Below are 26,783 nucleotides of genomic sequence, written 5' to 3' on the forward strand. Positions count from 1 at the left end.
ACCTTTGGTTATAACCTAATCATAAAATAATCGCATATTAGCTAAACCCATTATGTTTATATTAAGCCACGCATTAATCTGGCGCTGGCATAGACATGACGCAGACACGACACCCCGAACGACTCCGAGAATTCATCGGCGCACTGGCCGAGCTGATCGACAGCAACCCGCACGAAAGTGATCTGCTGCACCGCGGCAGCAAGTTGCTGGGCCAATTGGTCAGTTACGACGACTGGCTGCCGGACGAATACGCCATTCCCAGCCCTGAGCGTTATCAACAGTTCCTGTTGCACGCCGACTCCCGGCAGCGCTTTTCAATCGTCAGCTTCGTATGGGGCCCTGGCCAAAGCACACCGATTCACGACCACCGCGTATGGGGCTTGATCGGCATGTTGCGCGGCGCTGAATACTCCCAGGGCTTTGCCCGCAGTCTGGACGGTCGACTGGAAAAAGAAGGTCAGGCGATTCGTCTCGAACCCGGTCATGTGGAAGCCCTGTCGCCACGCAGCAATGACGTGCATCAGGTCAGCAACGCCTTCAGCGATCAGGTCTCCATCAGCATTCACGTTTATGGCGCCAACATCGGCGCAGTGCGGCGGGCGGTGTACCAGCCCGACGGCACTGAAAAACTGTTTATCTCCGGCTATTCCAACGCCTTTCTACCCAACATCTGGGATCTGTCCAAAGAGAGCCCTGCCAAAGAGAGCCACGCACAATGACTCAGTCCGTCACCCGCTCCTTCGCCGATATTCGCCAGGCGCTGCTGGCCCATCAAGAACTGGCCCTTGTGGACGTTCGCGAGGAAGCCCCATTTGCCGAAGCGCACCCTTTGTTTGCGGCCAATATCCCGCTGTCCAAGCTTGAGCTGGAAGTGTTTTCGCGCATCCCGCGCCTCGACACCGCCGTAACGGTATACGACAACGGCGAGGGGCTGGCTCAGCGTGCTGTGGAGCGCTTGCAGAAATTGGGCTACACCGATGTGAAACTGCTTGAAGGTGGCCTGCAAGGGTGGCGCGAAGCTGGCGGCGAGCTGTTCATCGACGTCAACGTGCCCAGCAAAGCCTTCGGCGAACTGGTTGAACACCATCGCCACACGCCTTCGCTGGCCGCTGAAGAAGTGCTGCAATTGCTGGATTCCAAAGCCGACGTCGTGGTGCTCGACGCACGTCGCTACGACGAATATCAGACCATGAGTATCCCGAGTGGCATCAGCGTGCCCGGCGCTGAACTGGTGCTGCGCGCCCGCGAACTGGCCCCGGACCCGAACACCCGAATCATCGTCAACTGTGCAGGCCGCACCCGCAGCATCATTGGCACCCAGTCGCTGGTCAACGCAGGCATCCCCAATCAAGTGAGCGCCCTGCGTAACGGCACCATCGGCTGGCTGCTGGCAGGCCAGACACTCGACCACGGCCAGGCGCGACGCTTTGCTGCCGTCAGTGACGAAACCCGCGAAGTGGCCAGTGCCGACGCTCGCCGCGTGGCCGACAAGGCTGGCGTGCGCCGTGCAACCCGCGCCGAACTGAGCAGTTGGCAGGCCAATCAATCGCGCACCACGTACCTGCTGGATGTGCGTACGCCGGAAGAGTTTGCGAAAGGCCATTTGCCCAACGCACGTTCTACACCGGGCGGCCAACTGGTTCAGGAAACCGATCACTACGCCAGTGTGCGAGGTGCGCGTCTGGTACTGGTGGACGACGACGGCGTACGCGCCAACATGTCGGCGTCCTGGCTGGCCCAACTGGGCTGGGAAGTGTTTGTGGTTGATGATCTGCAAGCCAGCGACTTCAGCGAACAAGGTGACTGGAGTGCGCCGATTCCCACCCCCGCACAAGCGGAAGAGATCAGCCCGCAGACCCTTGCCGAATGGCAGCAGCACGGCGACGTGGCAGTGCTGGATTTCACCGCCAGCGCCAATTACGTCAAGCAACATATTCCGGGGGCCTGGTGGACATTGCGCGCGCAGTTGCAGGACGCGCTGCAGACAATCCCTGCAGCCGAACGCTATGTACTGACCTGCGGCAGCAGCAAACTCGCGCGCTTTGCCGTGCCCGAAGTTGAAGCCCTGACCGGCAAGCAGGTGTTCCTGCTCGAGGGTGGCACCGCCAACTGGATCAAGGCCGGCCTACCGCTGGAAACCGGCGAAAGCCAGCTGGCCTCGCCGCGTATTGATCGCTACCGCCGCCCTTATGAAGGCACCGATGCTCCACGGGAAGCCATGCAGGCCTATCTGGACTGGGAGTTCGGTCTGGTGGACCAACTCGCCCGTGACGGCACCCATGGTTTTCAGGTGATCTAGATAACGCTCTGACCCTTTTCAAGAGCAGGACCGACCCCTCCAGGCGGAGGTCCTTGCCAGCACGCCATTAGCCTGGAGATACACCCATGTTGTTGAACACCTTTAATTTGAAGAAACTGCTGCTGGGCGCGCTGCTGAGCGTTGCCCTTGGCCAACAGGCCATGGCCGCCGATCTCGAGCCGCTGCTGGTCGCCAATCAGAAGTCCACGATCAAAGCACTGCTGCAAGTCTCCGGCGAACTGAAGAACGTTCCTTACGAAATCAAATTCTCAGAATTCCCTTCCGCAGCACCTTTGGGTGAAGCGTTGAACGCCGGTGCCGTCGATGTCGGAGCGCTGGGGGATGCGCCTTACGTATTTGCCCTGGGTGCCGGCGCGCCTTTGAAAGTGGTCAGCATCACTCACGCCGAAGGCCGTTTTACCACCGCCCTGCTGGTCCCCAAAGACTCACCGATCAAGACCGTTGCCGACCTCAAGGGTAAGCGCATCGTCACCGGTCGCGGCTCTATCGGCCACTACCTGGCAATCAGGGCCTTGCGTCAGGCGGGCCTGAAAACCAGCGATGTCACTTTCATCAACCTGCTGCCGGGTGAGTCGCGCATTCTGCTGTCCAGCGGTGGTGCTGATGCCTGGGCCACCTGGGACCCGTACACCACGGTCGCCACCACCCAGAGCCATGACCGCGTTCTGGTCAGTGGCAGCGAGCTGTTGAGCAATCACCTGTATCTGGCCGCGACCAGCAAAGCCATCGTTGAGAAGCGCGTGCAGCTGGACGACTTCGTGGCACGGGTTGAACGCGCCTATCTGTGGAGCAACACCCACCCCGCCGAGTACGCCAAGGCTCAGGCTGCGATCACCGGTTTGCCGATCGAGGTTCATCTGGAAATCGCCAACGCAACGAAGATGAACCGCGTAGAGATCGACGACAACGTGATCAAGGGCCTGCAAGCCACCGCTGACATTTACCAACAGGAAGGCATCCTGACCAAATCGATCGACGTCTCAAAAGGCTTCGACAAAAGCTTCAATGCTTCCCGTGCTCAGGTTGTGCAGACAGCCGCTCATTAATCCTCAGACAAACCCTTTCAGATTCCGGAGCACGCTCATGAGTAAGCCTCGTCAAAAAGAGCCACGTCAATTGAAGCTAGGCGCAATGGTCCACGGTGTCGGTCACGGCTGGGGCGAATGGCGCCACCCGAACGCACTGGCAGATGCCAGCGTCAATTTCGGTTTTTACAAACAGCAGGCAAAACTGGCAGAAGCGGCCAAATTCGATTTCGTGTTCATCGCCGACAGCCTGCATATCCACGAGAAGTCCAGCCCCCATTACCTCAACCGCTTCGAACCGCTGACCATTCTCTCGGCGCTGGCAGCGACCACGGAAAATATCGGCCTCGTCGCCACCGTCACCGTGAGCTACACCGAACCCTTTCAGGTGGCTCGGCAGATTTCTTCGCTGGATCACATCAGCGGTGGTCGTGCTGGCTGGAACGTCGTGACGTCCTGGCTCAGCGGTACTGCTGATAACTTCAGCAAAGGCGAGCACCCGCCGCATCCAGTTCGCTACCGTATTGCCAAGGAACACGTCTCTGTGGTGAAAGGCCTGTGGGATTCCTGGGAGGACGACGCCTTCGCCCGCAACAAAAAAACCGGCGAGTTCTTCACGCCCGGCAAGTTGCACGCGCTGAATCACAAAGGCGAGTTTTTCTCGGTCAAAGGACCGCTGAATATCGCCCGCTCGAAACAAGGCCATCCGCTGATTTTCCAGGCAGGAACATCCGAGGACGGACGCAACTTCGCAGCCGAATATTCAGATGCGATCTTCGTCCATGCCGAGTCGCTGGAAGAGGCACAGGCTTACTACCGGGACCTGAAAAAACGTGCGGCGGGCTTTGGGCGTAACCCATTGGACTTGTCGATTTTGCCGGGCATCCGCCCTATCGTCGGCCGCGATGAAGCAGAAGTTGAAAGCCGTTATCAGCAGGCCGTGGAGCTGGTGAGCATCGAAGACGCCATCGTCGCGCTGGGCCGTCCGTTCAATGATCACGACTTCAGCCAATACCCGCTGGACGCGCCCTTTCCCGAGTTGGGGGACCTGGGTTCCAACAGCCAGAAAGGCGGCTCGGACCGGATCAAACAACTGGCCAAAGATGAGGGCCTGACGTTGCGCGAAGTGGCGCTGTTCTTCTCCCGGCCACGCCGTGAATTCGTCGGCACTGCCGAGCAGGTTGCCGACACCATTCAGACCTGGTTCGAACACGAAGCGGCCGATGGTTTCATCATCAACTCGGTACTGCCGGACGGCTTGCAGTACTTCGCCGAACTGGTAGTTCCGGTGCTGCAGGCACGCGGTTTGTTCCGCAGTGAATACACCGGCTCGACCTTGCGCGAGCACTTCAATCTGCAAGTGCCGGAAAACCGCTACGCGCAGCAGGAAGAGGCTGAGTTGGCTTAAGGCTTGGCGCAAAACCCTGTGGGAGCGGTGCTTGCCCGCGATAAGGCTGGACGCGACCTAAAGTGAACCGCGTCCAGCCTTATCGCGGGCAAGCACCGCTCCCACATAAGTGCCGCACCAACAAAACCTTCACCCCTCCAATCATTTGCGCAACATTCAAGATTGTGAGTAAGAGGAAACCCCATCAATGAGCCCACTCCCCCTTCGCCCCGTTGCCGCCAGCGACATCGAGTCCGCCGAGGCTTTCACCGCCCGGCTGGCATCGATCACTGCCGCCCTGGCCGCAACCGCAGAGCGCTATGACGTCAGTGGCGAGTTCCCCCACGAAAACTTCCGCCTGCTTCACAAACACGGCTTGCTTGGTCTGACCGTGCCGACCGAACTGGGCGGCGGAGGCGCTGACTTGCCTCAAGCGCTGCAAACCATCAGCGCCGTTGCTCAGGGCGAGCCGTCGACGGCATTGATTCTGGTCATGCAATACATCCAGCACGCACGGCTGCAGCAGAGCAAAAGCTGGCCCCGGCATCTGCGCCTGCAAGTAGCGACAGACGCTGTGCGCGACGGCGCGCTGATCAACTCGCTGCGCGTCGAACCGGACCTCGGCACCCCCGCTCGTGGCGGCTTGCCTGCAACCACGGCACGACGTACCGCCGAAGGCTGGCGCATCAGCGGCAGCAAAATCTACTCCACCGGCAGCCATGGCCTGACCTGGTACAACGTCTGGGCGCGCAGCGACGATGCCGACCCAATGGTAGGCGCATGGCTGGTGCACAAGGACACGCCAGGCATTCGCATTGTCGAAGACTGGGATCACCTGGGCATGCGTGCCACGTGCAGCCATGAAGTGATCTTCGAAGACGTTCTGGTGCCGCTGGAACACGCCGTCAGCGTCAGCCCCTGGAGCGCACCACAGGCAGAACTGGACCCGGCAGGCTTCATGTGGATGTCGGTCTTGCTGTCCTCGGTCTACGATGGCGTCGCCCGCTCGGCGCGCAACTGGTTCGTGCAATGGCTGGAGGAACGTAAACCGTCCAACCTCGGTGCTGCATTATCGACCCTGCCGCGTTTTCAGGAAGTCGTCGGCGAGATCGACACGCTGCTGTTCAATAATCACAGCCTGCTGCAATCAGCCGCCGCGGGCCTGACTCCACCTGCGCACGCAGCGCAGATCAAATACCTGGTGACAACCAATGCCATTCGCGCCGTGGAGCTGGCCATTGAAGGAGCGGGCAACCCCGGCCTGTCTCGCAGCAACCCACTGCAACGCCATCTGCGCAACGTACTCTGCGCACGCATTCATACACCCCAGAATGACGTGACCCTGGTGGGCGTAGGCAAGGCCGTGTTTGCGGAGCGGGAAAAAGCCACTCGGTAGGTGAGGAATTATTCTGCGCCTGGCTTGCTATCTGGATAGAACACTGGGGGTTTGTCCTATGCCCTGAAAGCCGCAAGAGCGGCTTCAATAGGTGCTCGGAGGCAAGCCCCCATTGATCGCGTTACAGGTTTATTCGCAGGTCAGGTAATACACGGCTAAAACAGATCAGGAACTGCACTGAAAATACGGACGTGCCCTAAAAGTTCCCAATTAAGTTTGGCTTAATTCAAACCATGAATAATTTCTATCTCCCTCATAGAACCTCCCTCGCCTGACAGTGATCGTACAACTTATAAAACTTTGTCGAGCGCACCTTCAGAACTGCATCCACGCCGGGCCAGCGCTGGCGCTGGTCCGCAGCAAAAAATATTTTAAAAAACAGTGAACTCATTGCAATTCCAGATGTATTTCTCCGCGCCTTAAACTTTAATGAATACAACCGCAAAGTTGTCGAACTTTAATTAAAGTTTCCCAAGCCGCCACCGATAAAACTTCAACTGGACGATTGGCAGGGAGCAGCCTCATACCGTATTCCTGAAGATACTCGGAGCATTATTCATGCTGAAAATGATACATCGCGGACTTTCGAATATAGCCGTTCATACCAAGCTTGCGCTGGGCTTTGGTATGGTCATGCTGCTCACCGTACTCATCGCCGGAGTGGGTTGGTCGGGCATCAAGGAAATGGGCGAACGAAGCCAGAGAATCGATGACATTGGCAAACTCGGCTCCCTGACCAGAGATATACGCATTGAGCGACTGGCCTACATCATCACGCCTGACAACGAGCGAGCCGCCAGTTGGTTAAAAGCCGTGGATAACCTGGACCGGCATCTCGAGTACGCCCGGCCGATGTTCAGCTCCGCCCTCAACGTCCCCCACCTCAACGCCGCCAGTGATGGATTGAAAGACTATCGTGTTCAATACGACGCCGTCGTCAAGGCCACAAATGCACGAGAGGCAACACGGGAAGTATTTGGCAACCATGCTGACGAAGCGGCTAAAAACCTTGAACGCTTGACCGCCTTCGCCAACGCTGAAACGGGCGATGCCGCCATGCGTGACAGCGTGACACGTGCACGTGCCTTGTTTCAGCGCATGCGCTTTGATGTCAGGGGTTACACGTATACGTTGAATGCAGACGCTGAGCGGCAGGCCAAGGAATCGATAGCTGAAGTCATACGTTTCGTCGAAAGCCTGAAAGGTTCAGGACTACCGGCAGAGACGCTTCAAAGTATCGACACGTCGCTCAAGGCTTATCAAAGTACCGTGCAGCAGTTTTCTGATGCCCAGACAAAGATCACGGAGTCTCAGGCCAATATTTCCAAGGACATAAAAATCCTCTTCGCAGCGGCCGACGAACTTACAAAAAATCAGACAACCTTGCGCCTTGAGGATCTGGCTCAATCTCGCGACTTGCTCATCATCGGTCTGGTTATCGCATTGATTGTCAGCACCCTCGCGGCCTGGATTATTACTCGCCTGATAGTCACTCCTCTTTTGAAGACATTGGGTCTCGCTGAACGCGTTGCCGACGGCGATCTCACTCATGACCAGGTTACCGATCGTCAAGATGAACTGGGCCGACTTGAAAACAGCATGCAGAAAATGACCGTCAAGCTAAAAGGCTTGATCATTGGGCTCAAGGACGGTGTCGTGCAGATCGCAAGCGCTGCCGAACAACTGTCTGCAGTGACCGAACAAACGAGCACCGGAGTCCAGAGCCAAAAATCCGAAACGGATCAGGTCGCTACAGCGATGCATGAGATGGGCGCCACGGTCCAGGAGGTTGCCCGTAATGCCGAGCAGGCTTCCAACGCGGCAGTCAATGCGTCCAGAGAAGCCCGCGAGGGGGATGTGATTGTCGCCCAGGCGGTGAACCAAATTGAAAGCCTGGCGGTTGAAGTGGGCCATTCGAAAACAGCCATGGATGACCTTAAGCGCGAAAGCGACAAGATCGGCGGCGTACTCGATGTTATCAAAGCAGTTGCCGAGCAAACCAATCTCCTGGCGCTCAACGCTGCCATTGAAGCAGCCCGAGCAGGTGAAGCAGGCCGTGGATTTGCGGTGGTCGCGGATGAGGTCAGAAGTCTTGCTCAGCGCACTCAAACGTCCACCGAGGAGATCGCCAGTCTGATTCACGGGCTCCACAAAGGAACCGACCGGGTCGCAGCGATTCTGGATAACAGTAGCAGCCTGACCGTAAGTACTGTTGAACTGACTCGCAAGGCCGGCACATCCTTGAATAGCATCAGCCGTTCGGTGTCTGAAATCGAGTCCATGAACCAACAGATCGCAGCGGCTGCGGAACAGCAGAGCGCCGTCACCGAAGAGATCAATCGCAGCGTACTCAATGTCCGCGATATCTCGGAGCAAACGGCCGCCGCCAGCGAGGAAACTGCGTCATCCAGCGTTGAACTGGCCCGCCTGAGTGTCCAACTACAAACGATGGTCAACCAGTTTAAAGTCTGACCCTTTTGACCATGCCTGTATGACCTGTGGGAGCTGAGCTTGCTCGGCTCCCACAAGAGCATTCCAATTCAAAACCTATGGCACCCACAGATGCAGTGGGACCGGCTTTAGCCGGGAAAGCGATATCTCTGACTGCACATTTTCAGGGTCTGTCCCGGCCTCTTCCCGGCTAAAGCCGGTCCCACGTCATCAGTCATTTCTGCGGGAGACTCCATGTTTACCCGAAAGCCCACGTCGTCAGTGATTCCTGTGGGAGCTGGGCATTTCCTCTCAAAACCAATCCTTCTCCGCCTTACACGAAGTATGACGACTTTAGATACCTCCTCTCGATAAAAAGAATCACCCTCCCCTTCAAAACTTCCCCACACCCCATAAAAACCGCAAAAATCCATTGACACACCTGACCAAGCGGGAAAATAATCGCCCCATCGTTGTATGACGACATACAGCAAAGCCACCTAATAATCACAATATCCAAGGCAAGCTCTCCATGAAAATCACCCGTATCAGTGTCGAGGTCTTTTCCCATCCGTCGCGCCGCGCCGTGGACAGCGCAGGCCATGCTCATCCTGGCGAAGAAAAACCGGTCAATCTGGCCATGTTGCGCATCGCGTGTGACGACGGCAGCGAGGGTTATGCCTTCGGCGCTCCGGAGCTGATCCGTCCGCACATCATCGAATCCTTCGTCAAGAAAGTGCTGATCGGGCAGAACCCGATGAACCGCGAGAAAATCTGGCAGGAACTCGCTCACTGGCAACGGGGCAGCGCCAGTCAGCTGACTGACCGCGCCCTGGCACTGGTCGAACAGGCGCTCTGGGATCTGGCCGGGCGCGTGCTGAAACAGCCGGTCTACAAACTGCTCGGCGGTTATCGCGACAAGGTGTTGGCCTACGGTTCGACTATGTGTGGCGACGATTTGCCAGGCGGCCTTTCCACTCCGGATGAGTACGGCCAGTTCGCCGAAAAACTGGTCGCTCGCGGCTACAAAGCCATAAAGCTGCACACCTGGATGCCACCGATTTCCTTCGCGCCAAACCCGCGCATGGACGTAAAGGCCTGCGCCGCAGTGCGTGAAGCGGTAGGCCCGGACATCGCGCTGATGCTCGACGGTTATCACTGGTACAGCCGTGTCGATGCGCTATACATCGGTCGCGAACTGCAGAAGCTCGACTTCGCCTGGTTCGAAGAGCCCATGATCGAAGACTCGGCCGAGTCTTATGCCTGGCTGGCCGCCAACCTCGACATCCCGGTGCTCGGTCCGGAAAGCATCGACGGCAAATATCACAGCCGTGCGAGCTGGGTGACGTCCAGATCCTGCGATATTCTGCGCGCCGGGGTTGCCGGTGTAGGCGGTATCAGCCCGTGCCTGAAAGTTGCGCACATGGCCGAAGCGTTTGGCATGGATTGCGAGGTTCACGGTAACGGCGCGGCCAACCTGCAAGTGATCGGCGCCATCAGCAACTGCCGCTGGTACGAGCGCGGCCTGCTGCACCCATTCCTGGATTACGAGCAGGTTCCGGCTTATCTGAACACGCTGGTCGACCCTATGGATGATGAAGGCTACGTGCATTTGTCGGACCGCCCGGGCCTGGGTGAAGACATCAACTTCCACTACATCGAGGCCAACACGCACCAGCGTTACTGACAGGCGGCACCGCACAGAGGCGACATGAGCGCCTCTGGCACAAGAGTCTTAATAAATATAAGAAAGGACTGCCCTATGAAACTCTGGCCTTCGCGCCTGCGCCAGTTACTGTGCGTGGCGCTGACTGCGACGCTTCTGCACACCTCGCCCGGCATGGCGCGCGGTGAAACCCCGGTTGATCAACTGGTGGTTGGCATGAGCATGATCAACCTGCTTTCTCTGGACCCTGCCGCCGCCACCGGTCTTGAAGTGGCCGAAGTCAATTCCAACGTCTACGACATGCTGCTCGAACAGGATGCCAGCGCGCCCGATACGCTGATTCCTGCGCTGGCCGAACGCTGGGAAGTCAGCGCAGACCGCATGCGTATAACCTTTCACCTGCGCCCCGGCGTGACCTTCCATTCAGGCCAGCCACTGACCGCACAGGATGTCGCCTGGTCACTGCAACGGGTCGTCACCCTCAATCGCGCGCTGGCTTCAACCTGGAAAGCTTACGGCTACACCGCGCAGAACGTCGCACAGTTGATGCGCGCTGAAGACCCGCTGACATTCGTCCTCGATCTGCCACGGCCGACCGATCCGCTGCTTGTGCTCAACACACTGGCAACCTCGCCAAGCGCCTTTGTGATCGATCGTCATACCGCCATGCAACATGCCCAGGGTGAAGATCAGGGTGCCGCATGGCTGACGACGCACACCGCAGGCTCCGGCGCTTTCAAGCTGGATATCTGGCGCGCCAACGACGTGATCCTGATGACGCGTTTCGATAATTACTGGCGCGGTCCGGCGAAAATGCGCCGGGTGATCATGCGCAACATGACCGAATCCCAAGCCCTGCGCCTGATGGTCGAACGCGGCGATCTGGACGTGGCCCGAGGCATGGCCGCTACCGATATCAAAGCCCTGACCCGCTCCCCCGAAGTCAACGTACAGACCATCGCTCGCGGGACTATCTACTACATTGCGCTGAGCATGGAGCAACCGCTGTTTCAGGACATCCGGGTGCGCAAGGCGATACGCCTGCTGATCGACTATCAAGGCATCAATGACGTGGTCATGCCCCACTACGGCGTGGCCAACCAGCGCCCGCTGCAACTGGGTCTGGCGGCCCGTCTGGATGACCCCGGTTATCGCCTGAATGTGCAGGAAGCCAAACGTCTGCTGGCGGAAGCCGGGCATGAAAACGGCTTCACGATTACGCTGCGCTCACTGACTGATTCACCCTTCATCAATATCGCCACCAGCCTGCAATCCACTCTGGCTCAGGCCGGTATTCGCGCCACGATCATTACCGGCACCGGCAACCAGATTTACGGCGCCATGCGCGACCGGCGTTTCGACATTCTGGTCGGGCGCGGCGGTGGCGGGGCCGAACGTCATCCCCATTCCAGCCTGCGAGCATTGGTCTACAACCCGGATAACCGCGAAGCAGCAAAGCTGAGCAACTTTCAGGGCTGGCGCACTTCGTTCTACAGCGCCGAACTCAATCAACTGATCGAGCAGGCCGAACAGGAACGCGATGCACAACGCCAACTGGCGCTCTATCAGCGCATTCAGACCCTGTACGACCAGCAGGTCGGCGCGATCATGCCGATTTCGCAGATGACCGACGAGGTCGTGGTGCATGCCGACGTACGTGACTACATCGGCCACAGCGCCGCCACGACGCGCCTGCACGACGTCTACAAACAACGTTGATCCGGACTCAGTCGCTTTCGCAAGACAGGAATTCTTATGACGAGTGCATCTGTTTCATTGTGGGGCAGCCGCATGGCTGGCACGACTCGGCGCAGCGGCTCAGTGCTGGCGACGCTGTTCGGCCTGTTGCTGCTCACGTTCTTCATCGGTCGGGTCATGCCGCTGGACCCGGTGCTGGCCATCGTCGGCCCGGACGCTGACGCGTCGACTTATGCCCAGGCTTACAAAGAACTGGGGCTCGACAAGCCGCTTTGGGTGCAATTTGGTGGCTATCTCAACGACTTGCTGCATGGCAATTTTGGCAACGCGCTGCTGACAGGTCACCCGGTCATCGAAGACATTGCCCGAGTGTTCCCCGCCACACTTGAGCTGGCCACACTGGCCATTGTCTTCGGTGTTCTGGCCGGGTTGCCACTGGGTGTTTATGCCGCGACTCATCAAGGCCGCCCCGGCGACCATATCGCCCGGCTGTTCACCCTGTTCGGTTATTCAACGCCGATCTTCTGGCTGGGCATGATGGCCTTTCTGGTGTTCTACGCCTGGCTGGGTTGGGCCGGTGGCGTGGGACGGATTGGACTGGCGTACGACGGTCTGATCCCGAAACGCACCGGCTTGCTGCTGATCGACACCGCACTGTCCGGCGACTGGGAGGCGTTTCGCAGCGCCCTGCGGCACATCCTGTTGCCCGCGATCATCCTCAGCTTCAACTCGGTGGCATACATCAGCCGCATGACCCGCAGCTTCATGCTTGAACAGCTGTCCCAGGAATACATCATCACGGCGCGGGTCAAGGGCCTGTCCCAGCGGCGGATTGTCTGGGGGCATGCGTTCCGCAACATCCGCGTGCAACTGCTGACTATTGTCGCCCTCGCCTACGGCGGATTGCTTGAAGGCGCGGTATTGATCGAAACGGTATTTGCCTGGCCAGGCTTTGGCCAGTACCTGACCAGCAGCCTGCTGCTGGGTGACATGAATGCGGTGATGGCGTGCGTGCTGTTGATCGGGCTGATCTTTGTCGCCCTGAACCAGATCAGCGACGCCCTTTATAAAGTCTTCGACCCGAGAACCCGCTGATGACGACTTCGCAAGCTACCCCTATGGCAGCGGCAGTACCCGCTTCAAGTCTGGCGGCCTTGACCGGCAGCGCGGCGCGCATGATGCGTTTTCTGTTGCGCAACCCGATGACGCTGGCCGGGCTGACCGTGATTTCAGTGCTGATGATCGTTGCGCTGTTCGCACCCTGGATCGCCAGCCATGACCCGCTGCAACAAGACCTGACCCGCGCCTTGCAAGCGCCCGGCGCGGCCCATTGGTTCGGCACGGATGAGTACGGCCGCGACGTGTTCAGCCGACTGGTTCATGGCTCGCGCATCACCCTGTACATCGTGCTGCTGGTGACGGTGATCGTAGGGCCTATCGGCTTGTTGATCGGCACGGTATCCGGCTATTTCGGTGGTTGGGTCGATAGCCTGTTCATGCGCATCACCGACATCTTCATCTCGTTCCCGAGCCTGGTACTGGCCTTGGCGTTTATCGCCGCGCTGGGCCCTGGCCTGGAGCACGCAGTGATCGCCATTGCCCTCACCGCCTGGCCACCGATTGCGCGTCTGGCCCGAGCTGAAACCCTGTCGCTGCGTAATGCCGACTTTGTTGTTGCCGTGAAACTGCAAGGTGGCTCACCGCTGCGCATCATCGGTCGACACATCATCCCGATGTGCCTGTCGTCAGTGATCATCCGCCTGACCATGAACATGGCCAGCATCATTCTGACCGCTGCGGCACTGGGTTTTCTCGGTCTGGGCGCGCAGGCACCGCTGCCGGAATGGGGCGCGATGATCTCCAGCGGTCGGCGTTACATGCTGGAAAGCTGGTGGCTTGTGGCAGCACCCGGCGCGACGATCATGCTGGTCAGCCTGGCGTTCAACCTGCTCGGCGACGGCCTGCGCGACGTGCTGGATCCGCGTAATGAATAAATCTCGATGCCTTGCCACCTGTAGGAGCGCGCTTGCCCGCGATACGATTTTGGAACCAACACATTTGTTGCCTGTGCAGACGCCATCGCGGGCAAGCGCGCTCCTACAGGGGACATGCATTCCACTCAAAGGATTGCGAATTTAATAAGAGGTAACAGCCATGTCTCAGTTATCCGCATCACATAGCAAGCTCGCCGTAGACGACCTACGCGTCGAGTTCACCAACGCAGGCAAGACCACTCTGGCTGTGCAAGGCGTGTCGTTCAACCTGGGCCGGGAAAAGCTGGCGATTGTCGGCGAGTCCGGCTCGGGTAAATCCACAGTCGGCCGCGCCCTGCTGCGCCTGCATCCGGCAACGGCACGAATCACCGCCAAGACCCTGCGCTTTGACGACATCGACCTGCTCAGCGCCAGCGAAAAACAAATGCAGGGCGTTCGCGGCCGTCGCATGTCGATGATCATGCAAGACCCGAAATACTCGCTGAATCCGGTGGTCAAGGTCGGCGAGCAGATCGCCGAGGCGTATCTGGCCCATCACAAAGTGTCGCATCAGGAAGCCAAAGAGCGTGCGCTGGACATGCTCGCCAACGTGCATATCCGCGATCCGCAGCGGGTCTATCAGCTCTACCCGCACGAAGTCTCCGGCGGCATGGGCCAACGAATCATGATCGCGATGATGGTCATCACCGATCCACAGGTGATCATCGCCGACGAGCCCACCTCGGCGCTGGATGTCTCGGTACGCCGTCAGGTGCTGAACATTCTCGAAGAACTGGTGAGTGAGCGGGACCTGGGCCTGCTGTTCATCAGCCACGACCTGAATCTGGTGCAGCACTTCTGCGACAGGGTCCTGGTGATGTACGCCGGACGGGTCATGGAATCACTGGAAGCCGCCGACCTCGCCAGAGCAGAGCATCCCTATACGCGCGGGCTGCTCGCCGCGTTGCCGAGCCTGGACTTTCCGCGCAGCAGCCTGCCGGTGCTCCAGCGCGATCCCCTCTGGCTGACTCATTGAGGTATTTCCCATGGCGATGATCGAAGTCCAATCACTCAACCTCAGTTTCGGTACGGGTCCGGCGCTCAATCAGGTGCTGCATGACGTCAACCTGTGCGTTGAAAAAGGTCAGGCGTTCGGCCTGGTGGGCGAGTCCGGCTCAGGCAAAACCACCGTACTGCGCTGTCTTGCCGGGCAATACCAGCACTGGACCGGCGCACTGCAGGTCAACGGCCAACAAGTACAGCGCAAGCTGGAAGCAGAACATTATCGAACGGTGCAGATGGTCTTTCAGGACCCCTATGCCTCGCTGCATCCGCGCCACACCATTGATTCGGCGCTCAAGGAACCACTGGCAATTCACCGCATCGGCGACCGTGATGACCGGGTCAGCGAGATTCTGCGCAAGGTAGGCCTCAATGACAGCTTTCGCTTCCGCCACCCGCATCAACTGTCGGGCGGGCAGCGCCAACGCGTCGCGATTGCCCGGGCGCTGATCCTCGAACCCAGGGTCCTGCTGCTGGATGAGCCGACCTCGGCACTGGATGTTTCAGTGCAGGCGGAAATTCTCAACCTGCTCGCCGACCTGCGCCGCGAACAGGGCCTGACGTACCTGATGGTGACGCATGACCTCGCCGTGGTTGCCCATCTGTGCGAGCAGGTGGCGGTGATGCAAGGCGGCAAGATTGTTGAGATTCTCGACACGGGCGAGCTGGCCCGGCATGAGGCGCAACATGCTTACACCCGCCTGTTGGTTCAGGCGAGTCGCGACATGAACACCCATAACATCGAACAACCGGTCGCCTGCCTGGCGCTGTAAGACCAATGAAGTTTTAACCCGTCGCGTCCTTCGGCATTTCCTGCCGAGGAACCCGGCTGCCTGAAATCTGCTGTGAATAAAACCTTCCATTTCATTTAACAAGAATAAAAAACATGAAAACTACCCAAGCAATGATGACGTTTGCTGCGCTGTTGACCTCCACGCTCGCCATGGCCGACAGTGGCTATATCAACTATCGGCATCAATATGCGGAAAGTACGCGGATGCACTCGGACCGGGTCAAGTTCGGTACCCGACTGGATAACGGTCTCGGCTTTGAAGGTGAACTTAAATACAAGACTGCCGGTGACCGACAGGACGTTGCTTTTGACAATACCGTGGGCAACGGGCACGAACTGGGCATGACCTATCAGTACAAACTCAATGCGGACTGGATGCTGACCCCTTCCATTGCGCTGGAAAGCATCGAAAAATCCACCGCCTATAAAGTCGGCCTGAAAGCCACTTACCGCATCAGCGACACTTTGAATGCCTCGGCGCGCTACCGCTATGACTCCATCAAGCTGGATCGAGACAAGATCAATGAAGACATGCCCGACAACGCAATGGATAACCAGAGCATCAACCGTTATGACGTCTGGCTCAACTATGCACCGCAAAACAGTAAGTGGGCATATGAATATCAGTTCACTTACTTCGATGCCGACTATATTCGCTATGACAACGGCAAGACGGACTATGAACAGAACGCCGTATTCAAATACAAGATCGATAAACGCTGGGTGCCGTTCTTCGAAGTCGGCGATATAAAAGTCGACAGTGCCGACGACAAGCGTCAATTACGTCTGCGGGTTGGCGTGCAATACAACTTCCTGTAACTACCCGGCGCTCGCTAAACGCTAGTTGCTGTACAACTCCTGGCTTGCCTGGGTTTGATGCAAACGGATGCGGCTGCTGTTCAGGTGCAAGTACATGGCCGAACGCGCCGCATCTATATTCCCGGCGGCAATCGCCAGATAAATCTGCCGGTGCTCGGCATTGATCCCGGCCAGATACGCCGTGCGATCACTCTGCCCGGTGTAGGCCGAATTCATCCGGGTACGGGGAATCAGCTTGGTGCCGAGGTGCTTCATGATGTCGATCAGGTAAGTATTGCCCGATGCCTTGGCGATTTTCAGGTGAAACTGGAAATCGGCATTGATCGTGGTCCCGGACTTTTGCGGCCCTTCGAGCAAGGCATCCAGCGCCTGCTTGATTTCCAGCAGGGCTTCGGGGGTACGCCGTTGTGCAGCCATGCCCGCTGCTTCGACTTCCAGACTCAAACGAAACTCCAGCAGATTCAGCACGTCAGGCAAGGTCGCGATGGTCGCCGGGCCAATCACGAAACCGGCTGGCGCAGGCATGTCCAGAACAAAGGTGCCCACCCCGTGACGGGTTTCCACAAGCCCCGCCGCCTGCATGCGCGACAATGCATCGCGCACTACCGTACGGCTCACGCCCTCGGCCTCCATGATGTGCAGCTCGGGAGGCAGTTTCTCACCGCGCTTGAGCACGCCATCGCGCATGCGCTGGGCAAAGCGATCAACCAGGGTCTCGGCTAAACGTCTGTGTTTTTTCTGGGACGAAAGGTCTGGGTCCGACATGGGCTGACTCGTTTTCGAAGAACCGACATTATAGTGCCAGCTGGCGCCAGCGTGGCAGCTGGCTGAGGTTATACTCTGCGGCCCAATGGAAACTTGAATGAGTGACATGGAAATCCCTCCTGCAACCCCGGATCGGCGTACCAGCCTGGCTCAGCAATTGGTCAATGACTTCTCGCGCAGAATCCGTGAGGGCGAGATCAAAGCCGGGGAAAAGTTGCCCACCGAGCAGGTGATCATTCAAGAGAAAGGCGTCAGCCGCACGGTGGTTCGCGAGGCCATGTCCAGGTTACAGGCCGAGGGGCTGGTGGAAACCCGGCACGGCATCGGCACCTTTGTGGTGGATGCCAGTCGCCCCAATGATTTCCAGGTCGACGAGCGCACCAGCGGCACGTTGCGCGATGCCATCGCGATCATTGAGCTGCGCCAGAGCCTCGAAGTGGAGTCCGCCGCGCTGGCGGCCGAACGGCGCACGCCGGAGCAACTGCAGGCGATCCGCCAGGCACTCGACACCCTCAATGCCTGCCCGCCGGGCAGCGACACCGCTTTGGCCGATTTCGAGTTTCATCATCAGATATCGCTGTGCACCGCCAACAGCTTCTTCACCGACGTGATGGAGCAACTGGGCAGCAGCATCATCCCGCGCTCAAGAATGCAGCCCAGCAACGACCACTCACCGGATTATCTGGAAATCCTGCGCCGTGAACACGAACAGATCTTTGCGGCGATTGCCCATCAGGACCGTGATGCCGCGCGGGCAGCCATGCGCTTGCATTTGAGCAATAGTCTGGAGCGGTTGCGGCAGAGTCGGTATCAGAATTAATGCGCAATTGAATTGGAATGCAGACCCTGTGGGAGCGGTCGACGGTCAATACGGTCGAGCAGGCGCTGCGGTGTTTCGGGCAGACCGCGTCATCGTTTATCGCGAGCAAGCTCAGCTCCCACATAGACCGCGCTATTTCGTAGGACTGCCCAGGCGGGATTGCAGGCAAACATAGAATCTCCCACAGGAATCACTGATGACGTGGGACCGGCTTCAGCCGGGAAGGGGCCTGCACATTCAGTACATCTTCATCGTCAGAAATGCAGCCTTCCCGGCTAAAGCCGGTCCCACGTCGGCTTGCGGGCAAACATAGAATCTCCCACAAGAGAAAGTGTTCCAACCGGAGGACCCCATCGTCCCTTATAACACCATCACCGGCGGCTCGAACGCCGTGACCTCCGGCAACACCCCTTCCCACTTCACGATCTCCACCGTCGCCGTTTGCGCCGAACAACCCTGAGACAGGCTTGATGAGCCGACATCCTGAGTCACCACGTTCGGGTTGCCGTGTTTTTCCAGACTGCCGGGCTTGCCATGCACCAGCGGGTCGAACCATGCACCGGTGGCGATCTGGACCACGCCGGGGCGGATGTTGTCCGAGACAATGACCCCGGCCAGGAATGCCCCACGATCGTTGTAGACCTTGACCACATCGCCGTCGCTGATACCCCGCGCGCGTGCATCATCGGTATTGAGGGTCAGGGGTTCGCGCTGTTGAATCTTTGATGCACGGCTATAGCTGCCGTGATCGTACTGGCTGTGCAGGCGGGTTTTCGGCTGGTTGGATAACAGATGCAGCGGGTAGTCGGCGGCTGTTTTTTCCAGCCACACCGGGTGACCGGGGCAGTCGGCATAACCGAACCCGGCGATGCGCTCGGAGAAAATTTCGATCCGCCCCGAAGGGGTTGGCAGTGGATGAGCGAGCGGATTTTCGCGGAAAGCCTCCAGCAACACCGTATCCAGCTCCGGGTACTCGACTTCAAATAAACCATCGCGCCAAAACTGGTCGTAATCGGGCAACTGAATGCCAAACTCACCCGCCCTGCCCCGTGACTCTTCATAAATATGCCGCAGCCAGCCCAATGCATCCCGGCCTTCGGTAAAGCTATCGGCAAAACCCAATCGCTCGGAAAGCTCGGCCAGAATCGCGTAATCGTCGCGAGACTCGCCCACCGGTTCGATCGCCTGCTGCATGGCGATCATGAAGCGATCCGAGGCAGAACTGCCGATATCGTTACGCTCCAACGCGGTCGTAGCGGGCAACACGATATCGGCATATTTGGCCTGAGCGGTCCAGAACTGCTCGTGGACGACGATGGTTTCCGGATGCTGCCAGGCCTGCAATAGACGATTAAGGTCCTGATGGTGGTGAAAGATATTGCCGCCCGCCCAGTACACCAGACGGATATCCGGGTAATGCCGTTGCTGGCCGTTGTAGTCAAACTCAGCGCCGGGGTTGAGCAACATGTCCACCACCCGCGCCACCGGAATAAAGTCTTTGACGGCGTTCTGGCCCTGTGAAAAACGCGGCCCGGAAAATGCCTTGCGGCCGCTGCCGGTGTTGTTCATGCAACCGTAACCAAGACCGAAACCACCTCCGGGCAAACCAATCTGCCCCAACAGTGCCGCCAACGTGACGGTCATCCAGAACGGTTGCTCGCCATGCACCGAGCGCTGCAAGGAATAGGCGACATTGATCATCGTGCGCTTGCTGGCCATGCGTCTCGCCAGACCGGTAATTTGCGCAGCCGGAATATCCGTCAGGGCCTGTGCCCATTCAGGGCTTTTGGGCTGACCATCGGTAAGGCCGAGCAAGTAATCACGGAAGCGCTCATAGCCCACCGCATAACGCTGCACGAAGTCTTCGTTGTGCAGGCCTTCGGTGACCAGCACGTAAGACAAGGCCATCATCAAGGCGGTGTCGCTGCCCGGACGCACCGGCAGCCATTCATTATGCGCAGGACCCACCAGGTCATCGCGGAGCGGACTGACGTTGACGAATTCCACGCCTGCTGCGGACATGTCTTGCAGGGCCTTGGTCAGCAGGTGATCGCTGGCGCCACCGGGGCTGGTCTGGGCGTTTTTGGCAGGCAAACCGCCAAAAGCGACAAACAGCTCGCAATGTTGCGCAAGGTTTTTCCATGAGGTGTGCGCCGCCAACAGCCAGTCCATGTTGCCGACGATGTGCGGCATCAACACGCGCCCAGCGCCCAGGCTGTAGCTGTCGACGCTGGCCACATAACCGCCGAATCCATTGAGAAAGCGGTGCAGCTGGCTTTGGGCATGATGGAAGCGTCCGGCACTGCCCCAGCCGTAACTGCCGCCAAAAATCGCCTGATTGCCGTGGTCGGTTTTAACCCGCTTCAGTTCTTTGGCGACCAGCTCCAGCGCTACATCCCAGGAGACTTCCACGAAGGGTTCCTGCCCACGTAACTCCGGGCTGCCACCCTGCCCCTCCAGAAAACTGCGCCGCACGGCCGGTCGCCGAATACGGGTGGGTGATGTCACCGCAGCAGCGACTGAATCACCAATAGGTGAAGGATCGCTGTCCCACTCCACCGGCACCAACGCCCGCAGCTCGCCATCGACAACTTGCGGGCGATAAGCCCCCCAATGCAGAGAAGTGAAACTCATGACGCAATACTCCAGTGGCGTAACCGGGGCTCAAACGGGTTAAACCATAGCATCTGACTCTTTATTCACTAAATTCATTTTTAGAATGATTTTATATGCAAACAAAACGACATAACTTGTAGGAGCGCACGAGCACCGCGAGGCCGCGATGGCGTCCTGTCTGATACAACGCTATCGCGGCCTCGCGGTGCTCGTGCGCTCCTACAGACTCCCTGTTTACTGCGCGACAGCGTGGTGTCAGGGACCCACCGGAGGTAGTTCCAGAGGTCACGCGCGGCTTCACTCCACCGCGAGCTGCACGTCCTCTCCCTCAAAGCGCACAGGCCAGACCCGCAAACGCTGTTCCGGATATTCCAGACAACTGCCATCTTTCAAACGAAAGTGCTGCTTGTACAACGGTGAGGCAATGACCAGGTCGCCCTTGATGCTGCCGACCAGACCGCGGCCAATCACGTTGACCCCGGACTGCGGATCACGATTGTCCACCGCATAAAGTTGAGTGCCCTCGGCGTCTGGCAGGTAGAACAGCGCGACCTGCGCGCCGTCCAGCCAGACCACTACACCTGAGTTGGTCACCAGATCTTCTCGGCCGCAAACCTTATGCCATGCGGTATTCAGGTTTTGAGTCGGGAGAAATTCGCCATGTTCAATAGTTGCCAGGCTCATCAGAGTGCCTCCTCGACGACAGGAATAAGTTTCAATTCAGCAGCCGTGGCCGGACGACGCTGGCCGCGTGCTTCGACGAAATGGATGTCCGGATCAGCGCGCTTGTCATTGACGAACGTGCGGAAACGCTTGAGTTTTTCCGGGCTCTTGAGGGTGTTGGCCCATTCACATTCATAGCGATCTACCACCAGTTGCATCTGCGCTTCCAGCTCTGCGCCCAGTCCAAGACTATCGTTGATGATCACGTCCTTGAGGTAATCCAGTCCGCCCTCCAGGCTTTCGCGCCACACAGAAGTGCGCTGCAGTTTGTCGGCGGTGCGAATGTAGAACATCAGGAAACGGTCGATGTAGCGGATCAGGGTGTCGTCATCCAGATCGGTGGCGAACAGCTCTGCATGGCGTGGACGCATGCCACCATTACCAGAGATGTAGAGGTTCCAGCCCTTCTCGGTGGCAATCACGCCCACGTCCTTGCTCTGCGCTTCAGCACACTCACGGGTACAGCCGGAGACCGCAAACTTGAGCTTGTGCGGCGAGCGTAAACCTTTGTAGCGATCCTCGATGGTCAGGGCCATTTGCACACTGTCCTGCACGCCGTAGCGGCACCAGGTACTGCCGACGCAGGACTTCACCGTACGGGTGGATTTGCCATAAGCGTGCCCGGTTTCGAAACCTGCTTCGATCAGCTCCGACCAGATGTCCGGCAACTGATGCAGCTGCGCGCCGAACAGGTCAATACGCTGACCACCGGTGATTTTGGTGTACAGGTCATATTTCTTGGCCACGACGCCGATGGCGATCAGCTTGTCAGCGGTGATTTCGCCACCGGCAATGCGCGGTACAACAGAGTAAGTGCCGTTCTTTTGCATGTTGGCCATGAAGGTGTCGTTGGTGTCCTGCAACGGAACCAGCGACGCATCCATGATGGGCTGATTCCAGCACGACGCCAGAATCGAACCCACGGTCGGTTTGCAGATGTCACAGCCGGTGTGGCCGCGACCGTGTTTGGCGAGCAGTTCTTCGAACGTCAGTACACCTTCAACCCGAACCAGTGCGTACAACTCCTGACGGGTGTAGGCGAAATGTTCGCACAGGCTTTTATCGACGCTGACGCCACGGGCGATCAGTTCGTGTTCGAACACGGTTTTCAGCAAGGCCGCACAACCGCCACAACCGGTGCAGGCCTTGGTCTCGGACTTGAGCACGCCCAAATCGGTACAACCGCCATCGATGGCCGAGCAGATCGCGCCCTTGGTGACGTTGTGGCACGAACAGATGGTCGCGGTTTCCGGCAAAGACGCCGGGCCCAGGGTTGGAGCGCCAGAAGAACTTGGCAGGATCAGGCTTGCCGGTTCGGACGGCAGCGCGATCGCGTTCTGCATGTATTGCAGCAGCGTGTCGTAGTAGCTGTTGTCGCCCACCAACACTGCGCCAATCACATGCTTGCCAGAGGCATCGACCACCAGGCGGCGGTAGCTGGCAGTGGTCTGATCGATGAATTGATAGCTGCGTGAGCCCGGCGTGTGGCCATGAGCATCACCGATGGAACCAACGTCAACACCCAAAAGCTTCAGCTTCGTGGACATGTCAGCGCCCATGAACGGTTCAGCGTCGCCGCCGCACAAGGTCATGGCGACTGCGCGAGCCATCTGGTAACCCGGTGCGACCAGGCCAAAGATACTGCCATTCCAGGCCGCGCACTCACCAATTGCGTAAATGTCCGGATCGCTGCTCAGGCACTGGCCATCGATGCTAACGCCGCCACGGGGACCAATCTCCAGGCCGCATTGCCGGGCCAGCGCGTCCTGCGCACGAATCCCCGCCGAGAACACGATGAGGTCGGTTTCGAGGAACTCGTCGTTGCCGAAGTTCATCCGGTAACGGTATTCCTCACCCGCGGTGATCGATTGGGTGCCGCGGGACAGGTGCACACCAACGCCCAGTTGTTCAATGCGGTCCTTGAGGGCGATACCGCCCTGCTCGTCCAGCTGAACCGGCATCAGGCGCGGCGCGAACTCTACAACGTGCGCTTCGAGACCAAGGCTTTTAAGGGCATTTGCAGCTTCCAGTCCCAGCAAGCCCCCGCCCACCACGACGCCGCGAATGGCGTTAGTGGCGGCAGTGCGGATCGCATCAAGGTCTTCCAGAGTGCGATAAACCAGACGTGAATCACCATGGGCCCCTTCAATCGGCGGCACAAACGGGTAGGAACCGGTGGCCAGCACCAGCTTGTCGTAATGCACACTGCCGGTGGCGGTGATGACCTTGTGACCGGCGCGGTCAATCTCCAGCACTTGAGTGCCCAAGTGCAGCGTGACGCCGGGCGTCTGATACAGCGCAGCATCGGAAAGCGCCAATGACTCCGCATCACGGCCAGTGAAATACTCGGACAGATGCACCCGGTCATAGGCACGCATCTGCTCTTCGCCGAAGACGTGGAGTTGGTAGTGCTGCAACGCGCCACCGGCGATCAATTGCTCGACGCAGTGGTGGCCGACCATGCCATTGCCGATCACGATCAGGGTTTGCAGCGAGTTCGAAGAATCAATATTGGTGTTCATGGATAGCACCCGACCAAAGCCAATCACGGAATAAAAAGCAAAAAAAAGCGCCTGAAACCTCGCGGTTTCAGGCGCCTTTGCCTGTTCGTTTGGTGGTTAACCTGGCCTCTATGCCCGATCCACCTCTATTGCCCTGGCCTTGTTGGCTGATCGATCTTCGTTGACCGACGGGGCTGCCCACTCGACTAAATTCGCGGTGGACCTGACGGGGGTGATGCAGCGTTTGTGCCAGTCGGCCTGCAAACCGGGGAACCCCGCGTAAAGCCCGACTGTCGATGCGGGTATATAGGAATCATTGAACGATCCAGCACGTCACACCGCGCATCCCCATGGTGCAGCAACCATGCAACCGGCTTTATATAAGTGCAGAAAGCGCTTCATCTGGCGGGCTCGATTGGTACTATCCCCGATGCAATCTATATGGCTCATCAAGGAAAAATGAAACTTATATGACTCTCAAAATTAAAAAAGAAACCTATATGGCTCACTTTTTAATAATGAAATCTATATGACTCTTTTATCTTGACGAGAGCCACATAGATTACATACTGCATACCTCCACCGAGGGACTGCACCATGAAAACCACATTGCTCGATCAGATCCGCCAACGTCGACTTGCTCTTGGATTAAAAATTCAGGAGATGCCATTGCTTGCAGGACTCACAAGGCAGCAGTACGGCAAAATCGAAGCGGGTGGCAACCCACGACTCAACACACTCGATCAGATTGCTGAGGGGTTAGAGTCGGCGCTGGTTCTGGTCCCCAAGTCGAAGCTCGCTGCCGTTCAACGAATTCTTGCCGACGACCCGCATTTAGAGGTCAATAAGTACTACGCCGAACCCACAGGGCAAGCTCTGACAATCAGCGAAGAGGCTGAAAACCCGTGGGGAGACCTCTGATGGTCAAGGAAACGGTCTCGGCCTTGCGACTGACCCTTCAGGGTGAAAACGTCGGTTATGTCGCGGGCTACTCCAACGGCAAAAACGTTTTCACGCTCGCGCCCGAGTACGTCCAAAACGAGGCAAGGCAGCCGTTAACACTGTCCCACAGCAACCCTGCGTCTCTGGCCCGCCAACTTGCAACAAGCCATCCGTATATCAGCAGCCATAAACTTCACCCGGTGCTCAGCAACTTGCTTCCCGAAGGCGCATTACGCGATTTCCTGTCGCAGGCGATGAAGGTTCATAGGGACAATGAATTCCCGTTGCTGACCTGGCTAGGCCGAGACCTTCCCGGCGCACTGATTGCCTACCCTCTGGAAGCCTCGGAAATCCCGCAACTGGCCCTCCAGTACCGTGGGAAAATTCAACCCACCGTTATCGACATTCCTGACAGCCGAGCGCATTTTTCCCTGGCCGGTGTACAGATGAAATTCTCCATGCGTGACGAGGACGGGCGTTACATCACCGGGGATCCTGATGCTCCAGGGGACTGGATTATTAAAACGCCCTCGACCGTGCATCCCTTTGTGCCACTCAACGAATACACAGCAATGACACTCGCTGCCCTTGCTGGCGTGAACATCCCCGAGATAAAGCTGATCCCGATGACCAACATCGAGGCGCTCCCCAATATCAATCTACCGAACGAGCAGTACGCCTACGGAATACGTCGATACGATCGATTACCAGACAACAAGCGCGTCCACTCAGAAGACTTTGCCCAGATTTTCTTTGCCTACGCCCACGACAAATACCGCGCCGCCAGTTATGAACAGGTGGGGAAGCTGGTTTATCAGAACTCGCTTCAAGGCCAGCGAGACGCAGCACAAATGGCCGTACGCCTACTGATCAACATACTGCTGGCGAACGGCGATGCGCATCTCAAAAACTGGAGCATGATTTATCCGGATGGCCGCAACGCCGAACTCTCACCCGCGTACGACATCGTCGTGACCAAGGCCTACATCACCGATGAAAACCAATACGCCCTGAATATGGGTGGGAACAAGAACTGGTACGGGGTTTCCATGGAGGACTTCAAGAAGTGGGCGGCATATGGGGATATTCCATGGCGTCCGGTTCTCTACAACCTAAGAGCGGCACTGGAGAAAGCACGCACTTTCTGGCCTGCGGCACTGGATGCGAGTGAGATGGCCGAAGATCAGAAGAATGTTTTACGTGAGCACTGGAAGCGGCTGCATGCTGATTTTCGGATTGGGTGACTTGCAACAGATCTGTGCGTTGCTAATGACACCAAGCTGTTGCACAGCAAACACAGGATCTGTAGGAGCTCTCATCAAACAAGATATAAATCACTGAATAGATGCGGTTTTTTTGTGGGAGCGGTGCTTGCCCGCGATAAGAACACCTCAATTCCCCTTTAAATCGCGTCGCCCTTATCGCGGGCAAGCACCGCACGCATTGATATCTGTTTGTTGCGCGACAGCGCGGTGTCATGGACACCAGGACGGCTCCGACAGAAAAAGCATTTAAATTCAGTAGGTTATTTTATGTTTGATGAGCGCTGCCTCGCCGTGCTCGTGAACTCAGAAAAATATGCCTAATCAGATAGCTGGGCATTAAAAAACGCACAAACAAAAACGCCGCTCTACTGAGCGGCGTTTTCGTTAAATATGGAGCGGGAAACGAGACTCGAACTCGCGACCCCGACCTTGGCAAGGTCGTGCTCTACCAACTGAGCTATTCCCGCAATGGCGTCCCCTAGGGGACTCGAACCCCTGTTACCGCCGTGAAAGGGCGGTGTCCTAGGCCACTAGACGAAGGGGACACGCTAACTGAAACACATGGTGTGTATTTCAGTGCCC

At 57.9% G+C, this 26,783-nt stretch carries 20 protein-coding genes, 2 tRNA genes and 1 pseudogene; 17 read left to right on the forward strand and 6 right to left on the reverse strand.

The window, feature by feature from the left end:
- The first annotated feature begins 95 nt into the window (after nucleotides 1–95).
- From CKW31_RS11675 to CKW31_RS11740, 14 genes and pseudogenes are all read left to right on the forward strand, one after another.
- Nucleotides 96–719 (forward strand): cysteine dioxygenase, encoded by a 624-nt coding sequence (locus CKW31_RS11675; RefSeq protein ID WP_095094706.1) that lies wholly within the window; start codon nucleotides 96–98, stop codon nucleotides 717–719.
- Nucleotides 716–2,299: a rhodanese-related sulfurtransferase gene (locus CKW31_RS11680; RefSeq protein WP_095094708.1), complete on the forward strand. Its 1,584-nt coding sequence runs from the start codon at nucleotides 716–718 to the stop codon at nucleotides 2,297–2,299. The genes CKW31_RS11675 and CKW31_RS11680 overlap by 4 nt, the downstream gene beginning before the upstream one ends.
- A gap of 86 nt (nucleotides 2,300–2,385) precedes the next feature.
- Complete coding sequence (locus tag CKW31_RS11685) at nucleotides 2,386–3,366, forward strand: ABC transporter substrate-binding protein (protein WP_095094710.1); 981 nt, start codon at nucleotides 2,386–2,388, stop codon at nucleotides 3,364–3,366.
- Nucleotides 3,367–3,403: 37 nt separating this feature from the next.
- On the forward strand, nucleotides 3,404–4,753 hold the full coding sequence (locus CKW31_RS11690) for an LLM class flavin-dependent oxidoreductase (protein ID WP_095094712.1): 1,350 nt from the start codon (nucleotides 3,404–3,406) through the stop codon (nucleotides 4,751–4,753).
- Between the two features lie 187 nt (nucleotides 4,754–4,940).
- Nucleotides 4,941–6,128, forward strand: coding sequence for an acyl-CoA dehydrogenase family protein (locus tag CKW31_RS11695; protein ID WP_095094714.1), 1,188 nt, complete (start codon nucleotides 4,941–4,943; stop codon nucleotides 6,126–6,128).
- Between the two features lie 633 nt (nucleotides 6,129–6,761).
- Nucleotides 6,762–7,739 (forward strand): annotated as a pseudogene (locus CKW31_RS30345) (methyl-accepting chemotaxis protein); the annotation flags it as partial.
- A 147-nt stretch (nucleotides 7,740–7,886) separates the two neighbouring features.
- On the forward strand, nucleotides 7,887–8,600 hold the full coding sequence (locus tag CKW31_RS30350) for a methyl-accepting chemotaxis protein (protein ID WP_371856735.1): 714 nt from the start codon (nucleotides 7,887–7,889) through the stop codon (nucleotides 8,598–8,600).
- A 490-nt stretch (nucleotides 8,601–9,090) separates the two neighbouring features.
- A complete protein-coding gene (locus CKW31_RS11710) occupies nucleotides 9,091–10,245 on the forward strand; it encodes a mandelate racemase family protein (protein ID WP_095094718.1) in 1,155 nt (384 codons plus the stop codon).
- Nucleotides 10,246–10,320: 75 nt separating this feature from the next.
- Nucleotides 10,321–11,943 (forward strand): ABC transporter substrate-binding protein, encoded by a 1,623-nt coding sequence (locus CKW31_RS11715; RefSeq protein WP_095094720.1) that lies wholly within the window; start codon nucleotides 10,321–10,323, stop codon nucleotides 11,941–11,943.
- A gap of 36 nt (nucleotides 11,944–11,979) precedes the next feature.
- Complete coding sequence (locus tag CKW31_RS11720) at nucleotides 11,980–13,017, forward strand: ABC transporter permease (protein ID WP_095094722.1); 1,038 nt, start codon at nucleotides 11,980–11,982, stop codon at nucleotides 13,015–13,017.
- A complete protein-coding gene (locus CKW31_RS11725; RefSeq protein ID WP_087271040.1) occupies nucleotides 13,017–13,916 on the forward strand; it encodes an ABC transporter permease in 900 nt (299 codons plus the stop codon). The genes CKW31_RS11720 and CKW31_RS11725 overlap by 1 nt, the downstream gene beginning before the upstream one ends.
- A 160-nt stretch (nucleotides 13,917–14,076) precedes the next feature.
- Entirely contained in the window at nucleotides 14,077–14,931 is an 855-nt protein-coding gene (locus CKW31_RS11730) for an ABC transporter ATP-binding protein (RefSeq protein WP_095094724.1), read from the forward strand.
- Nucleotides 14,932–14,941: 10 nt separating this feature from the next.
- The gene (locus tag CKW31_RS11735; RefSeq protein WP_095094726.1) at nucleotides 14,942–15,730 is read left to right on the forward strand and encodes an ABC transporter ATP-binding protein; all 789 of its coding nucleotides are present in this window, start codon (nucleotides 14,942–14,944) and stop codon (nucleotides 15,728–15,730) included.
- A gap of 113 nt (nucleotides 15,731–15,843) precedes the next feature.
- Nucleotides 15,844–16,569 (forward strand): oligogalacturonate-specific porin KdgM family protein, encoded by a 726-nt coding sequence (locus tag CKW31_RS11740; RefSeq protein WP_095094728.1) that lies wholly within the window; start codon nucleotides 15,844–15,846, stop codon nucleotides 16,567–16,569.
- 21 nt (nucleotides 16,570–16,590) lie between these two features.
- On the opposite strand, the gene CKW31_RS11745 is transcribed toward CKW31_RS11740, so the two are convergent.
- A complete protein-coding gene (locus tag CKW31_RS11745) occupies nucleotides 16,591–17,334 on the reverse strand; it encodes a FadR/GntR family transcriptional regulator (RefSeq protein ID WP_095095163.1) in 744 nt (247 codons plus the stop codon).
- A 97-nt stretch (nucleotides 17,335–17,431) separates the two neighbouring features.
- Between CKW31_RS11745 and CKW31_RS11750 the strand changes: the two genes are divergently transcribed.
- Nucleotides 17,432–18,154, forward strand: a complete 723-nt coding sequence (locus CKW31_RS11750; protein ID WP_371856725.1) for a FadR/GntR family transcriptional regulator — start codon at nucleotides 17,432–17,434, stop codon at nucleotides 18,152–18,154.
- A 360-nt stretch (nucleotides 18,155–18,514) separates the two neighbouring features.
- Here the strand turns inward: CKW31_RS11750 and CKW31_RS11755 are convergent, their stop codons facing one another.
- The 3 genes from CKW31_RS11755 to nirB all read right to left on the reverse strand — a co-directional run bounded on the left by CKW31_RS11755 (nucleotide 18,515) and on the right by nirB (nucleotide 24,015).
- The gene (locus CKW31_RS11755; RefSeq protein ID WP_095094730.1) at nucleotides 18,515–20,788 is read right to left on the reverse strand and encodes a molybdopterin guanine dinucleotide-containing S/N-oxide reductase; all 2,274 of its coding nucleotides are present in this window, start codon (nucleotides 20,786–20,788) and stop codon (nucleotides 18,515–18,517) included.
- A gap of 279 nt (nucleotides 20,789–21,067) precedes the next feature.
- On the reverse strand, nucleotides 21,068–21,454 hold the full coding sequence (gene nirD / locus CKW31_RS11760; RefSeq protein WP_095094732.1) for a nitrite reductase small subunit NirD: 387 nt from the start codon (nucleotides 21,452–21,454) through the stop codon (nucleotides 21,068–21,070).
- Entirely contained in the window at nucleotides 21,454–24,015 is a 2,562-nt protein-coding gene (nirB, locus tag CKW31_RS11765) for a nitrite reductase large subunit NirB (protein ID WP_095094734.1), read from the reverse strand. The genes nirD and nirB overlap by 1 nt, the downstream gene beginning before the upstream one ends.
- Before the next feature lie 576 nt (nucleotides 24,016–24,591).
- Between nirB and CKW31_RS11770 the strand changes: the two genes are divergently transcribed.
- Both CKW31_RS11770 and CKW31_RS11775 read left to right on the forward strand, forming a co-directional pair.
- Nucleotides 24,592–24,915, forward strand: coding sequence for a helix-turn-helix transcriptional regulator (locus CKW31_RS11770; RefSeq protein ID WP_095094736.1), 324 nt, complete (start codon nucleotides 24,592–24,594; stop codon nucleotides 24,913–24,915).
- Nucleotides 24,915–26,180 (forward strand): type II toxin-antitoxin system HipA family toxin, encoded by a 1,266-nt coding sequence (locus CKW31_RS11775; protein WP_095094738.1) that lies wholly within the window; start codon nucleotides 24,915–24,917, stop codon nucleotides 26,178–26,180. The genes CKW31_RS11770 and CKW31_RS11775 overlap by 1 nt, the downstream gene beginning before the upstream one ends.
- Before the next feature lie 412 nt (nucleotides 26,181–26,592).
- Here CKW31_RS11775 and CKW31_RS11780 read toward each other — a convergent pair.
- Together CKW31_RS11780 and CKW31_RS11785 are read right to left on the reverse strand one after the other, a co-directional pair.
- Nucleotides 26,593–26,668, reverse strand: a tRNA-Gly gene (locus CKW31_RS11780).
- Between the two features lie 2 nt (nucleotides 26,669–26,670).
- Nucleotides 26,671–26,746: transfer RNA gene (locus CKW31_RS11785), tRNA-Glu, on the reverse strand.
- Nucleotides 26,747–26,783 lie beyond the last annotated feature (37 nt).

The organism is Pseudomonas sp. Irchel 3A5 (assembly GCF_900187575.1).
GTDB lineage: Bacteria > Pseudomonadota > Gammaproteobacteria > Pseudomonadales > Pseudomonadaceae > Aquipseudomonas > Aquipseudomonas folii.